The following is a 13,795-nucleotide window of genomic DNA, read 5'->3' on the forward strand; positions in this document are numbered from 1 at the left end:
GTGGCGGGCATCCTGACGTGGGTCGCGGTGCCCGAAGCGTGGACACATGAAGGCGTCCCTGCTGCTCGCGTGCCGCATATCTCGCATCGATAAGATGAGGATGGAAGCTGGGTATGCACAGCTTGATGGCCCTCATGACATCGAACGCCGACTCCCCGCAACTCACGCAACTCACGCACCCCGCCCGCACCCGGCGGCTGGTGCGCGGGGCGCGCACGGCATTGCTGCTTGGCATTGCCCTGCTGCTCACGGCGTGTGCGGGCCTGCCATCGATCCCGCGCCCCGCTGCGACTTCCGCCATCGACGACTACGGACAGACGCCACTCGCGGCAGTCACGCAGAAGGCGCTGCCAGGCGATGGCCGATCCGGCTTCCGCTTGCTGCCCTACGGGCCCAACTCGTTCGCGACACGCATCGAACTCACCAAGGTGGCGACCCGAAGCCTCGACGTCCAGTACTACCTGCTGCAGGGAGACAACACGGGCCGCGCGCTGATGCGCGCGCTGCGCGACGCGGCCGCCAGGGGTGTGCGCGTCCGCGTGCTGATCGACGACCTGTACACGGTGGGGGAAGACGAACTGCTGCTGGGCCTCGCCAGCTATCCGAATGTCGAGGTGCGCCTGTTCAACCCCTTTCCCGCCGGCCGCGGCCACGACGCAACGCGCTTTGTCCGCTCCGGCTTCGACTTCAGCCGCGTGAACCGGCGCATGCACAACAAGCTCTTCATTGCAGACAACGTCGCCGCCGTGGCGGGCGGGCGCAACATGGCCGACGAGTATGTGATGAACGCCGCGGGCAGCAACTTCATCGACATGGACACCTTCGTCGCCGGTCCGCTGGTGCGAGACCTGTCCCATGCATTCGACGCGTACTGGAACAGCGAGGTCGTGTTTCCGGTGCAGGGCATCGCGCACAGCGACGCCACGCCAGCCCAACTGCAGCAGGCGTTCGAGCGCAGCACCGCGAACGCCACACCACCGCGGGCAAGCGAGATTCCGGCCAACGGCAGACCGCTCGATCCCACAGGCGGCGAGCCGAGCGCGTTGCCGCTGGATCTTGTTCCCATGTTGAACCTGCCATTCGAGCTTGCGGCCGGGCGCCTGAGCCCGTTGATCTGGGCGAATGCCCGTGTCGTGTTCGATCCGGTCACGAAGACCGAAGGACTCAACGATGCGCAGGACTCGATCAGGGGCACGGTGACCGAAGCGGTCATCAACTGGTTCAGGACCGCGCACAGCAACATCAAGATGGTGTCGCCCTACTTCGTGCCGACCGACAGCGGGGTGGCGAGCCTCGCCAGGGCCACGCAGGAAGGCATCGGTGTCGAACTCATCACCAATTCGCTCGCGTCGACCGATGAAGCGTGGGTCTACGTGGGTTACGAGGCGCACATCAAGGCGCTGCTGAAGGCAGGCGTGAGGGTGTGGGAACTGAGCCCTTCGCTCAGCGTCAAGCGCCACAAGCTCGGCATCTTCGGTCACCGCACGGGCGCCTTGCACATGAAGAACGCCATCGTCGACCACCAGCAGGTTTTCCTGGGTTCGATGAACCTCGACCAGCGCTCGGCGAAGCTGAACACCGAGCTTGGACTGATCATCGACAGCCCGGAGATGGCACGGCAGCTGGACAGTTTCGGCGACGCCAGCAGCTCCTACGAACTGCGCTTGAGCGCCGATGGACGGAACGTCGAATGGCTGGAGGAAGGGGACGACGGCACGCAGATCGTCCACGACCAACCGCCCGAGACAACCACCTGGCAGCGTTTCTGGTTGAGCCTGATCGGGCCGTTCATTCCCGAGAAGGAACTGTGATCGGCCGTGCTCGTTGCACGACGGGCGCATAGGTGCGGGCGCTCGGAATCAAGCAGCACTCGACGGCTCCCGCAGCGGCCCGAACTGCCCCAGCGATCACGAATCTGGTTTCAACGCCCTTGCCAGACCGCCGCACGCTTCTCCGCAAACGCCGCCGCACCTTCCCGCGCATCGGCCGACTTGTTCACGACCTGCGCCACGCTGCGCTGCCGCTCGAACATCTCGTCGTCGCTCCAGGTCCTCGAGCCCTGGATGATCCGCTTGCTCGCCGCCACCGACAGCGGCGCATTGGCATCGATGCGCGCAGCCAGTGTCAAAGCATCCCGCAGCGCATCGCCCGGCTCGACGAGCCGATTCACCAGCCCCCAGCCTTGCGCCTGCGCCGCAGTGATCGGATCGCCGGTGAGCGCCATCTCCATCGCCAGGCCGATGTGAATCCGATGCGGCAGGCGCATCAAGCCGCCCGCGGACGCGACCAGTCCACGCTTGACCTCCGGCAAGCCGAAGCTCGCCGAGCGGCTGGCCACGATCAGATCGCAGGCCAGCGCGATCTCGAAGCCCCCCGCGACGGCATGCCCTTCGACAGCCGCGATCAAGGGCTTCCTCGGCGGCGCTTCACAAAGGCCGGCGAATCCCCTGCCCTCGATCACGGGCTCGACGCCTTCGAACGCAAAGGCCTTGAGGTCCATGCCCGCGCAGAAGTTGCCGCCGGCGCCGGTGATGATGCCCACGTGCAATGCCGGGTTGGCATCGAGTTCGGCCATCGCCGCGGCAAGGGCTTGCGCCACGGCCAGGCTGATCGCGTTGCGCACCTGCGGACGGTTGATCGTGACCACCATCACGTGGCCTTCGATGCGGACGAGAACGGGTTCCTGCAAGTCGCTCAAAGCACCTCCCGCGTGGTCGAGCGCAGCTTGCCGACGATGCCGCTCGGAAAGAAATAGACCGACAGCACGAACACCGCGCCGAACCACAGCAGCCAGCGGTCGGGATGGAACAGCTTGGCCAGCAGCGGCACCGACTCCAGCGAGCCGCTGACTCCGCCCATCAGGCTCTGCAGGTAGTTCTCGGCCACGACATACAGCGCCACGCCGACCACCGAGCCGTACACCGTGCCCAGCCCGCCAATCACGGCCATCAGCAGGATGTTCAGCATCACGTTGAAGCCCACCGTCGTCTGCGGGCCCACATAGCGCAGCCACAGCGCCATGAGGATGCCCGCGCAGGTCGCGAGCGCGGCCGACAGGCAGTTGATGGCGACGCGGTAGAACAGCGTGCGGTAGCCGATGGCCTCGGCGCGGAACTCGTTCTCGCGGATCGCTTCGAGCACGCGGCCGAAGCGCGAGTTGACCACGCGCAGCATCAGCAGGAACAGCAGCACCGACGACAGCAGGATCAGGTAGTAGGTCAGCACCTTGCCGTTGATCGTGGTGCCGAACACGTCGTTCTCGAACAGGCGGAAGGCCGGCGTCAGCAGTTCCGGCAGCTTGAAGGTGCGGCCGTCGTCGCCGCCGGTGAAGTTGCCGAGCCGCATCACCAGCGCACCGAATGCGGAGGCCACGGCCAGCGTCATCATCGTGTAGAAGATCGCCTTCACGCGCAGCGAGACCAGCGCGATGAGGAACGACAGCAGCACCGACAGGCCCAGCGCCGCGCTGCTGCCAATCGCCATGGCGCTCCAGGTCGGCCCGAGCTTGTGCATGGCGATCGCCACGCCGTACGCGCCGATGCCGTAGAACATCGCATGCGCGAAGGACACCACGCCGCAGTAGCCCAGCAGCAGGTCGAACGAAGCCACCAGCACGACGAACACGCAGATGGTGGCCGCCACGTTGAGCGAGCGCGCGCCGGAGAACAGGAACGGCGCGGTCGCGAGGTAGAGCAGGATCAGCACCAGCAGTGCCGTGAGCACGCGACTGCGCGGGAAGTCGCCGGAGAGTATTCGGTTCAGCATGGCGTCGTGGTCCGCGTCAATGTTTGTTCACGGGGTACAGCCCCTGCGGCCGCCACAGCAGCACGGCCATCATCACGAGGATGTTCGACACCAGCGCCAGGTCCGGCAGCACGAAGCTCACGTAGTTGGTGCTGAGCGCGATTAGCATCGCGCCCGCGAAGCAACCGGTGACCGAGCCGAGCCCGCCGATGATCACGATGATGAGCATCTGCACCAGCACCTCGGCGCCAATGGCCACGGTGAACTGCTCGCGGTAGAAGCCCCACATCACGCCGCCCAGCCCAGCCAGCGCCGAGCCGCCGACGAACACCGCGACGAAGATGCCGCGCACGCGGTAGCCGAGCGCCTCGACCATCGAGCGGTTCTCCACGCCGGCACGGATCAGCAGCCCCACGCGCGTGCGCGTCAGCAGCAGCACCAGGCCGGCGTAGACCAGCAACCCGATCACCACCGCAACCAACCGGTAGCGCTCGATGGCCACGTCCCCCACCACGAACGACCCGCGAAAGGTCTCGGGCAGCGGCAGCAGCATCTGGTTGGCGCCGAACAGCACCAGCACCAGTTGCTCGATGATGATCATCGCGCCGATGGTGATGAGGATCTGCTTGAGGTGGTCGCCATACACCGGCTTGATGAAGAGCCGCTCGTAGACCCAGCCGAGCGCCGCCGTGACGAGCATGGCCACCACGATGATCGCGGCGATGGCGACCAGGCTCAGGCCGACCTGCCCCGACTCCAGCAGGCCCTTGAGCGGCGCGACCATCAGCGTGGCGGTGTAGGCGCCGACCGCGACGAAGGCGGCATGGCCGAGATTCATCACGTCCATCAGGCCGAACACCAACGTGAGCCCGCTGGCCATGATGAACAGCATCATGCCCATCGCGAGCGCGGCAATGGTGAGCGTGATCCAGGTCGGCACGCTGCCGACCACCGGCAAGGCGAGCGCGATGAAGGCGAGGATGAGGATGCCCGGCACGAGATCGCGCTTGCGGCCCGGCAGCGCTTCGAGCGCGGCGGATTCGGGGGGTGTGGACGCGACGGGCAATGCCGACGGTGTCGCGATGGATTCGAGAGCGGCCATGTTCTTCCTAGTGCACCGCGCCGGCATGCAGGCCGAGCAGGCGCGCCTGCATCGATTCGTCGTCCGACAGCGCCTGCATGCTGCCGGCATGCACGATGCGCCCGTCGTCCATCACCGCGACGTGGTCCCCGAGCGCGCGGACGAAATGAAAGTTCTGCTCGACCAGCAGGATGGTGGTGTCATGCGCCTTCAGTTCGAGGAATGCCTGCGACAGGTTGTCGACGATGGCGGGCGCGAGGCCCTTGGTCGGCTCGTCGATCAGCAACAGCTTGCGCGGCTCGATGATGGCGCGCGCGATGGCGACCATCTGCTTCTGCCCGCCCGACAGCGTGCCGCCCGGCCGCAGCCAGAAGCGCTTGAGCGCCGGGAACAGGCCGAAGATCCAGTCGAGCCTCTTTTCGTCGAAGCGTCCGCCGATGGCCGCGAGGCGCAGGTTCTCCTGCACCGTCAGGCCAGAGAAGATGCCCATGTCTTCCGGCACGAAGGCGATGCCGCGCCGCGAGATGTCGGGCGTCAGTTCCTGCGTGATGTCGTGGCCGTCGAAGCGCAAGGCACCGGCGCTCGCGTGCCATAGGCCCATGATCGTGCGCAGCGTGGTGCTCTTGCCGGCGCCGTTGCGCCCGAGCAGCACGGTGAGCCCGGCGCGCGGCACGACGAGGTCGACGCCCTGCAGGATGTGGTACTCGCCGATGTGCGTGTGCACGCCTTCGAGCGTGAGCAGGGGCGCGGTGTTGGGCCGGGTGTTGGGTGCGTCAGGCATGGGCGGACTCCGCGCTCTTGTCGCTCTTGTCGCTATTGTTCGGGGCCGGGCGCCTCACGCCCAGGTAGGCCTCCTGCACGATGGCCGAGGCCATCACCTCGGCCGGCGCGCCGTCGGCTACGAGCTTGCCGTTGTGCAGCACCACAATGCGGTCGGCCAGAGAGTGGATCACGTCCATCTTGTGTTCCACGAGCAGGATGGTCTTGTCGCCGCGCGCCTTGAGCTTGCGGATGAGTTCGAGGATCACCGGCACCTCGTCCACGCTCATGCCGGCGGTCGGCTCGTCGAACATCAGGATCTCCGGCTCCAGCGCCATGAGGATCGCGACCTCCAGCTTGCGCTTGTCGCCGTGCGGCAGCTTCGATGCCGTGTCGGCACGGCGATGGGCCAGGCCGACTTCCTCCAGGTAGCGGTCGGCCTGCTCGATCAGGTCGCGGCGACCGCGCCACATGGCCAGCATGTTGAAGCCCGCGCTGTGGCGGCTCTGCACGGCCAGGCGCACGTTCTCTGCGACGGTCAGGCGCGGGAACAGGTTGGTGAGCTGGAATGCGCGGCCGATGCCGCGGCTGGTTCGCTGCGCCGCGCTCAGCCGCGTGATGTCCTCCCCCTTGAGCTGCACCGTGCCCGAACTTGCGCGCAGCTGGCCCGACAGCAGGTTGAAGTAGGTCGTCTTGCCGGCGCCGTTGGGGCCGACGATGGCCGTGAGCGTGCCCGCGCCGAACGCGGCCGTCACGCCATCGACGGCGGCGTGCCCGCCGAAGCTGATGCCCAGGCCGGTGCTGGCGAGTGCAGAAGTCACGAGGCCTCCACGCTCGGCACTACCGTGTCCTCACCGCGCCCCGAGGGGACGCGAGCATGCCTGCGGCCGCCCGGCGCTGCGGTCATTTCTTGACCGTGATCGGCACCGGCATTTCCGAAGCCGGGATCTCACGCACCAGTTCCAGCAGGTCCCACTCGCTCGCCGGGTTCTTCTTCATCCTGAACTGGTACTGCGCCTGCATGGCCTGGTGGTCTTCCTTGCGGAAGGTCATCTTGCCCTTGGGCGTGTCGAAGTCCATGCCTTCCATCGCGGCGATGAGCTTGGGCGTGTCGACCGAGTTGGCTTTCTTGATCCCGGCCACGATGGCGGCGGCGCTGACGAAGCCGCCCGCGGTGAACAGGTCCGGCGGTACGTTGTAGCGCTTCTGGTGCTCGGCGACGAGCCAGTCGTTCATCGTATTCTTCGGGAAGCCGTAGTAGTAGAAGGTGCCGCCGGTCACGTCGAGCCCCTTCCATGGCTTGGTGTTCTCGAGGTTGGCGCCGCCGATGGAGAGGAACTCGATGCCGTAGCGGCCCGGGGTCAGCTCGGAGATCTTGCGGATCGGATTGGGCGCACCCCAGATCACGACCAGGTACTTCTTGCCGGTGACGTTCTTCATGCCGTCGAAGATGCGCTGCATGGGCGCGGTGAAGTCGGTGGTGGCCAGCGGGATGAACTCCTCCTGCACGACCTTGGCCTTGCTCTTGGTCTGCGCCATCGCGTCCTTGAAGGCCTTCACGCCGTCGCGGCCATAGACGTAGTCGGGCGCGAGGAAGGCGATGTTGTCGCCGTCCTTCAGGCTGGCCGCGCTGGCCAGCGCATCCTGGAACGAGTTGCGGCTGGCGCGGAACATGAACTTGTTCCAGGCCGCGCCGGTCAGCGAGTCGGCAATGGCCGGCTCGACCATCAGCAGCTTGCCGTACTCCTCCGCCACCGGCGCCATCGCCAGCGCACCGCCCGACCACGAGGTGCCGATCGCGATGTCGGCCTTGTCGTCGGACAGCGCCTCGGTGAGCATGGCCTTCGACAGCTCGGGCTTCATCTGGTCGTCCTTGACCACGATGTCGACCTTGCGGCCGATCAGCGTCATCGTGCCGCCGGTGAGGTATTCCATGCCCAGCCGGAAGCCGCGCTCGGTGTCGCGCGCATAGGCCTCGGACGGGCCGGTCTTGCTCGCGATCAGCGCGATCTTGATCGGCTTGCTGTCCTGCGCGGCGGCGGGCAGCGCGAGGCATGCGGCCAGCGCCAACGCGGCGCCGGCCATCAATCTCTTCGTCAGCATCATCTCGTGGTCTCCTTTGAATCAGGTTGGGGTCACGCCACAGCGCGTTGCTGGTTGTGCCAATAAGGGGCGCGCAGGATGCGCTTGAGGATCTTCCCGCTCGGGTTGCGCGGCAATTCGTCAACGACATCGACGCTCTTCGGGCACTTGTAGTGCGCGAGGTTGGCGCGCATGAAATCGATGATGTCGCGCGCATCGGCCGTGGCGCCGGGCCGCAGGACAACGCACGCCTTGACCGCCTCTCCCCAGGTCTCGTCCGGCACGCCGATGACGGCGCCGTCCATCACGTCCGGGTGGCGCATCAGCACGTTCTCGACCTCGGCCGGATAGATGTTCTCGCCGCCCGAGACGATCATGTCCTTGATGCGGTCGTTGATGTAGAGGTAGCCGTTCTTGACGTAGCCGCCGTCGCCCGAGCGCAGCCAGCCGCCGTTGGCATTGCGGCCTTCGGGGTAGGCGGCAGTGGTGGCTTCGGGGTTGCGCCAGTATTCCTTCAGGTTGCGGTCGGACTCGATCCAGATCTCGCCGGTCTGGCCATCGGGCAGTTCCTGCATCGTGATCGGGTCGACGATGCGCAACCGTCCGCCGCCGATGGGCCGGCCCGCCGAGCGCAGCAGTTCGGCATCGCCCGAGCGATGGTCCTCGGGGAACAGGAAGGTGGCCGGGCCCGAGACTTCTGTGAGCCCGTAGACCTGCAGGAAGTCGCAGCCGAACAGGTCGAAGGCCTGCTGGAGCGTGGTCTCGCTGATGGGCGAGCCGCCATAGGCAATGAGCTTGACGCCGGCATAGCCGTCGGCCTTGGCGCCGGGCACCTGCAGCATGAACAGCAGCATCGCCGGCACGACGAAGGTGTGGGTGATGCCGTGCGTGGAGAAGGCCGCGAGGTACTGCACCGGGTCGAAGTCGGCGAACACGGTCGTCAGGCCGCCGTTCTGCAACGGCATCAGCAGCATCGTCATGCCCGCGACGTGGAACACCGGCAGCGGGTTGCCGAGGATGCTCGACTGCTCGAACTTCCATTCGCGCTCGACCACGCGGCTGGTCGACAGAAGCCCCGCATGCGAGAGCACGATGCCCTTGGGCAGGCCGGTGGTGCCGGACGAATAGAGCTGCAGCGCGGCGTCGTGCGTGTCGAGTTCGACAGGCGTCAGGTTGGGACTGGCATCGGCATACCACTGCGCGAGCGAGGGGACGTCGCCTTGCTGCGATTCGGTGCAGACCAGTCGGCGGACCAGCGGCAGCTTGGCGGCTTGCTGCACGGTCGGCATGAAGGCCGCATCGGCCATGAGGAACGGCGCCTCGCCGTTGTTGACGATGTACTCGACCTCGTGCGGAGCTAGGCGCCAGTTCACCGGCATGCAGACGGCGCCGAGCTTGCACGCGGCCAGCGTGACGAGGATGCACTCGATGTGTTGCTTGGTGAGCACCGCGACGCGGGTGCCGCGGCCGACGCCCATCGCGGCCAGTGCGTTGGCGATGCGGTTGGTGTGGATATCGACGTCGCGGAACGTGAGCCAGCGGTCGCCGTTGCGGTAGGCCGGCGCGTCGGGGCGGATCGTGGCCTGGCGTTGCAGGCTTTGGACGAGGGTCTTGTCTTCCATGTCAGGTTTCCAGTGCACGGGTTGCATGCGTTGCGCGAAGTCCGTTCGGGGCGCGTGCCGAGGGCACTGGGTATCCCCCTCCGCGAATGTCCCCCGCCTTCGGCTCCTCCTTTATTTCGCTGCGGGGGACACCCAGCACCCTCGGCACAGGACACGGTGCGTCGTGCCAGCCGATCAACAACTGCGCGTCTGGATCACGTCGATGGCGTGCTCCCCGCAGCGAAATAAAGGAGGAGCCGGCAGTCGAAGACTGACGGCGGGGGACATTCGCGGAGGGGAGTACGCCGTCGGCGTGATCCCGCCCCAAACCCAAAGCAGAGGGCTGCAGCGAGCGGCGGAAGCATCGATGCTGTTTCATGCTCAGGCGGCGTGCCAGTCGGAAATGCGCTGTCCTCGCTGCGCCAGGTCGGCGAGCAGGGGCGACAAGGTCCAGTAGCCGAACTCGTTGCCGCGCACCTGCGCGTAGTGCTCCAGGCGTTCGGCGATCACGCCCAGCCCGATCTGGTCTGCCATGAACATCGGGCCGCCCTTGTGGTCCGGGAATCCGTAGCCGGCCGTCCACACGATGTCGATGTCGCCGGGCCGGTAGGCGATGCCCTCCTCCAGGATCTTCGCGCCCTCGTTGATGAGCGGATAGAGCAGTCGCTCAACGATCTCCTGCTGGCTGATGTCGTTACGTTGGGCGATGCCGTGTGCCGTCGCCAGCTCTTTCGCCAGCCGCGTGGTCTCCGGGTCGCCGACCGGCTTGCGGCCGTCGTAGCGGTAGTAGCCCGCACCGGTCTTCTGGCCGAAGCGGCCCAGTTCGAACATCGTGCGCACCATGGCGCGGTAGCTGTCGTCGGGTGGCAGGCCGCCGGCCTTGCCGTACTCGATCACCGTCTTGGCGCCCACGTCGATGCCGGCCATGTCGAGCATGCGGCACGGCCCCATCGCCATGCCCAGCGCTTCCACGGCGCCGTCGATCTCGGCCGGCGCGGCGCCTTCCATCATCAGGAACTCGGTCTCGCGCATGTAGACCTCGGCCATGCGGTTGCCGATAAAGCCGTAGCAGACGCCCGACACCACCGCCACCTTGCCAATCTTGCGGGCCAGTTGCATCACGGTGGCCAGCACCTCGGGCGCGGTCTTCGCGCCGCGCACGACTTCGAGCAGGCGCATCACGTTGGCCGGGCTGAAGAAATGCATGCCGACCACGTCGGCCGGGCGGCCGGTGGCCTCGGCCAGCACATCGACATCGAGCGTGGAGGTGTTGGTCGCGATGATCGCGCCAGGCTTGCAGACGCCGCCGAGCTTCGTGCAGACCTGCTTCTTGAGGTCCATGTTCTCGAAGACGGCCTCGATGATCAGGTCGCACGGCGTCAGCGCGTCGTAGTCGAGCGTGCCGCGCAAGAGGGCCATGCGTTGCTCGACCTGTTCGGCAGTCAACCGCCCCTTGGCCGCGCTGGCTTCGTAGTTGGCCCGCACGAGGCCCAGCCCGCGATCGAGCGCCGCCTGCGAGGTCTCGACCAGCACCGCCGGGATGCCCGCATTGGCGAAGTTCATCGCGATCCCACCGCCCATGGTGCCCGCGCCGACGATGCCGACCGACGCGACCGGTCGCAGCGCCACGTCCTTCGAGAGCCCGGGGATCTTGCCCGCCTGGCGCTCGGCGAAGAACAGGTGGCGTTGCGCCTTCGACTCGGGCGACGTGCGCAGCTCCTCGAACAGGCGCGCCTCCACCGCCTCGCCCTCGGCGAAGGGCAGTGTCGAGGCCTGCACCGCCATCACGATGTTGCGGGCCGAGGGGTAGAAAGACTTCTTCCGCTTCGCCTCGTCGAGGGCACGCTCGAAGTAGTGCGGCGGCAGGCCGACCTGCGACACGTTCATCTCGCTGATGCGTCGCGGCCCGGCGCCACGCGCCACCAGCGCCTGCGTGAAGGCCAGTCCCGCGTCGAGGGGATCGCCCTCCTTGAGCTCATCGACGATGCCGGCCTTGAGCGCAGCGGCCGCCTTGATGGAGCGCCCGCTGGAGATCATGTCCAGCGCCAGCTCGACGCCGGCCACGCGCGGCAGGCGTTGCGTGCCGAGCGAGCCGGGCAGCAACCCCAGCTTGACCTCCGGCAGGCCGATCAGTGTGCCTGGCAAGGCGACGCGGTAGTGACACGCCAGCGCCAGTTCGAGGCCGCCGCCGAGCACGGTGCCGTGCAGCGCCGCAATGACCGGGCGGTCTTGCGATTCCAGCCGCATCAGCGTGCCGTTGTAGAGCGCGGCGGTGAAGCCGGGACTGTCGAAAGAGGTGATGTCCCCGCCCGCCACGAAGGTGCGGCCCTCGCAATGCAGCAGCAAGGCGGCGTAGCTGCGGTCGGCCTCGAAGGCATCGACGGCAGCGGCCAGGCCGGTCACTACCTGCAGCGAAAGCGCGTTGACGGGAGGGTTCGCGATGCGCAGCACGGCGACGTCGCCATGGCGGGCGAGGGAGACGAGTTCAGTCATTGGGGCAGGCTAGCAAAGGGCTGTTCATCTCTCTTGCGTCCACACGCTGTCCGGATGGGGTCTGACCCGCGCCGTGGGCATCACCAGCAGCTTGATCTGCGTGGTGGGCCGTCGCAGCGCCTCGAAGGCCTCGGGCAACTGGTCCAGGGTGACGGTGTCGGTGACCATCGGCGCCGGGTCGACCCTGCCCGCGTCGAGCAGGTCCAGCACGCGGCGCCAGTCGGGCTTGCCGTAGCCCATCACGAACTGCAGGCTCAGTTCCTTCGCCATGGCGCGCTGCGGCAGCACCCGGTCCTCGGTCGGGCAGACGCCGACCACGACGACGCGGCCACGCGGCTTCGACAGGTCCACGCATTGCTGGATCAGGCCCGGTGCGCCGACGCATTCGAAGATCACGTCGGGTGGCGCGCCTGTGCTGCGGGCAAAGGCTTCGGCAATCGGTTCGGACTTGGGGTCGATGACCGCGGTCGCGCCGAAGCGTGCGGCCGTCTCACGGCGGGCTTGGGCGTACTCGCTCACCACGACGTGCGTGGCGCCGGCCTGTCTTGAAAAGGCCGTGACGGCCAGCCCGATCGGCCCGGCGCCGATCACCAGCACGCGGTCGCCGAGCCCGACCCTGCCCGCCTCCACCGCGTGCAGGCCGACGGCCAGCGGCTCGATCATCGCGCCCTCGCGGTCGCCCACGGCATCGGGCAGGCGCAGTGCCTGGCCCACGGGCACCTTGACGTATTCGGCCAGCGCGCCGGGGCGATTGGGGCTGAAGCCGGTGAGTCGGTTGTGCGGGCAGATCATGCCCAGGCCCTCCCTGCACTCCCGATGGCCTTCAGAGGTGCAAGCGGTGCAGGCGTTGTTGGGCAAGGCGGTCACGCGCTGGCCCACCTTCCAGCCGCCGGCGCCGCTCTCGACGATCTCGCCGGAGAACTCGTGGCCGAGCACGGTGCCGTCCTTCACGGTGAAGAGGCCGGGGTGCGTCGAATGCAGGTCGGAGCCGCACACGCCGCAGCAGAACACGCGCAGCACCAGTTCGCCCGCGCCGGCCTGCGGCAGCGGCACATCCTCGATCGACAGCAGGCGGTCGACCCCGCGGAACACAGCAGCTTTCATGGATGCCGAGGCTAGTGGCGCGGGGGCCGGCTGGCTTGCGTGCAGGCGCTGCGCTCGCGCGTCGGGCCGACGTTTCAGCGTGTGCGCGCAAGATCCGGCGGCAGCTCCTGCCTAGGATCGGCTTCCATGAACCTGCAGGACAAGGTTGTCGTCGTCACGGGCGGCGCGAGCGGTATCGGCGCCGCGATGGCGCAGCGCTTCGTCGCGGAAGGCGCGCGCGTGGTGGTCGTGGCCGATCGGGACGGCGCGCGGGCTCGCGAGATGGCCGACCGGATCGCGGTTCCAGGCGCGCGGCGCGACGGGCCGCGCTGCGCCGTCGCGGCCACGCTCGACGTGGCCGACGAGTCCGCCATTCGCGCGCTGGTCGCGGACGTCGAAGCCACGCACGGCCCGATCGACCTCTTCTGCAGCAACGCCGGCACCACCATCCCCGGCGGCCCCGAGTTGCCCGATGCCGACTGGCGCCATGTGCTCGACATCAACCTCATGGCCCACGTGCACGCCGCCCGCGCCTTGCTGCCGCGCATGCTGGCGCGCGGCGGCGGCTACCTGTTGCAGACCGCGTCGGCCGCCGGCCTGCTGTCGCAGTTCGACGCGCCTTATGCGGTCAGCAAGCATGCGGCGGTGGCCTTCGCCGAGTGGCTGTCGATCACCTACGGCGACCGCGGTATCCGCGTGAGCTGCCTCTGTCCCGGCGCGGTGGACACGCCCTTGTTGCAGGCCGAAAGCCAAGCGCGCCGCGCGCTGATGTCACAGGGCGTGATCGACGCCGACGCGGTCGCCGGCATCGTGGTGCAGGGGCTGGCCGAGGAGCGCTTTTTGATCCTCACGCATGACTTCGTGCAGGCGCAGGTCGAGCGCAAGGCGGCCGACCCGGAGCGCTGGCTTCGCGGGATGCGGCGCTTGTACGCGCAGGCTTAATGGAAGCCAG

11 protein-coding genes are annotated in these 13,795 nt (G+C 67.5%); 2 read left to right on the plus strand and 9 right to left on the minus strand.

Features of this window, described 5'->3' with window-relative positions:
• The first annotated feature begins 134 nt into the window (after positions 1-134).
• Entirely contained in the window at positions 135-1,811 is a 1,677-nt protein-coding gene (locus tag HB681_RS26275) for a phospholipase D family protein (protein WP_213957821.1), read from the plus strand.
• A gap of 110 nt (positions 1,812-1,921) precedes the next feature.
• Here HB681_RS26275 and HB681_RS26280 read toward each other — a convergent pair whose 3' ends face one another.
• The 9 genes from HB681_RS26280 to HB681_RS26320 all read right to left on the minus strand — a co-directional run bounded on the left by HB681_RS26280 (position 1,922) and on the right by HB681_RS26320 (position 12,864).
• Positions 1,922-2,689, minus strand: coding sequence for a crotonase/enoyl-CoA hydratase family protein (locus HB681_RS26280; RefSeq protein WP_213957912.1), 768 nt, complete (start codon positions 2,687-2,689; stop codon positions 1,922-1,924).
• 5 nt (positions 2,690-2,694) lie between these two features.
• A complete protein-coding gene (locus HB681_RS26285) occupies positions 2,695-3,765 on the minus strand; it encodes a branched-chain amino acid ABC transporter permease (protein WP_213957822.1) in 1,071 nt (356 codons plus the stop codon).
• A 16-nt stretch (positions 3,766-3,781) separates the two neighbouring features.
• A complete protein-coding gene (locus HB681_RS26290; RefSeq protein WP_213957823.1) occupies positions 3,782-4,846 on the minus strand; it encodes a branched-chain amino acid ABC transporter permease in 1,065 nt (354 codons plus the stop codon).
• A 7-nt stretch (positions 4,847-4,853) separates the two neighbouring features.
• Positions 4,854-5,606, minus strand: coding sequence for an ABC transporter ATP-binding protein (locus tag HB681_RS26295; RefSeq protein ID WP_213957824.1), 753 nt, complete (start codon positions 5,604-5,606; stop codon positions 4,854-4,856).
• Positions 5,599-6,405, minus strand: a complete 807-nt coding sequence (locus HB681_RS26300; RefSeq protein ID WP_213957825.1) for an ATP-binding cassette domain-containing protein — start codon at positions 6,403-6,405, stop codon at positions 5,599-5,601. Before HB681_RS26300 ends, HB681_RS26295 begins: the two co-directional genes overlap by 8 nt.
• An 82-nt stretch (positions 6,406-6,487) precedes the next feature.
• A complete protein-coding gene (locus HB681_RS26305) occupies positions 6,488-7,690 on the minus strand; it encodes a substrate-binding domain-containing protein (RefSeq protein ID WP_345944750.1) in 1,203 nt (400 codons plus the stop codon).
• Between the two features lie 29 nt (positions 7,691-7,719).
• Positions 7,720-9,288, minus strand: coding sequence for a long-chain-fatty-acid--CoA ligase (locus HB681_RS26310; protein WP_213957826.1), 1,569 nt, complete (start codon positions 9,286-9,288; stop codon positions 7,720-7,722).
• A gap of 360 nt (positions 9,289-9,648) precedes the next feature.
• Positions 9,649-11,760: a 3-hydroxyacyl-CoA dehydrogenase NAD-binding domain-containing protein gene (locus HB681_RS26315; RefSeq protein WP_213957827.1), complete on the minus strand. Its 2,112-nt coding sequence runs from the start codon at positions 11,758-11,760 to the stop codon at positions 9,649-9,651.
• A gap of 24 nt (positions 11,761-11,784) precedes the next feature.
• A complete protein-coding gene (locus tag HB681_RS26320) occupies positions 11,785-12,864 on the minus strand; it encodes a zinc-binding dehydrogenase (protein WP_213957828.1) in 1,080 nt (359 codons plus the stop codon).
• A 126-nt stretch (positions 12,865-12,990) separates the two neighbouring features.
• Between HB681_RS26320 and HB681_RS26325 the strand changes: the two genes are divergently transcribed.
• Positions 12,991-13,785 carry an SDR family oxidoreductase gene (locus tag HB681_RS26325; RefSeq protein WP_213957829.1) on the plus strand — a complete coding sequence of 265 codons (795 nt, stop codon included), beginning with the start codon at positions 12,991-12,993 and terminating at the stop codon, positions 13,783-13,785.
• Positions 13,786-13,795 lie beyond the last annotated feature (10 nt).

Source organism: Variovorax sp. dw_954, from assembly GCF_018449755.1.
In the GTDB taxonomy this organism is placed as follows: domain Bacteria; phylum Pseudomonadota; class Gammaproteobacteria; order Burkholderiales; family Burkholderiaceae_C; genus Variovorax.

Excerpts from the sequence above, each read along its gene's own strand:
- HB681_RS26325 (WP_213957829.1), top strand. The coding sequence starts at position 12,991 with ATGAACCTGCAGGACAAGGTTGTCGTCGTCACGGGCGGCGCGAGCGGT.
- HB681_RS26275 (WP_213957821.1), top strand. The coding sequence starts at position 135 with ATGACATCGAACGCCGACTCCCCGCAACTCACGCAACTCACGCACCCC.
- HB681_RS26305 (WP_345944750.1), bottom strand. The coding sequence starts at position 7,690 with ATGATGCTGACGAAGAGATTGATGGCCGGCGCCGCGTTGGCGCTGGCC.
- HB681_RS26315 (WP_213957827.1), bottom strand. The coding sequence starts at position 11,760 with ATGACTGAACTCGTCTCCCTCGCCCGCCATGGCGACGTCGCCGTGCTG.
- HB681_RS26310 (WP_213957826.1), bottom strand. The coding sequence starts at position 9,288 with ATGGAAGACAAGACCCTCGTCCAAAGCCTGCAACGCCAGGCCACGATC.
- HB681_RS26295 (WP_213957824.1), bottom strand. The coding sequence starts at position 5,606 with ATGCCTGACGCACCCAACACCCGGCCCAACACCGCGCCCCTGCTCACG.
- HB681_RS26290 (WP_213957823.1), bottom strand. The coding sequence starts at position 4,846 with ATGGCCGCTCTCGAATCCATCGCGACACCGTCGGCATTGCCCGTCGCG.
- HB681_RS26320 (WP_213957828.1), bottom strand. The coding sequence starts at position 12,864 with ATGAAAGCTGCTGTGTTCCGCGGGGTCGACCGCCTGCTGTCGATCGAG.
- HB681_RS26285 (WP_213957822.1), bottom strand. The coding sequence starts at position 3,765 with ATGCTGAACCGAATACTCTCCGGCGACTTCCCGCGCAGTCGCGTGCTC.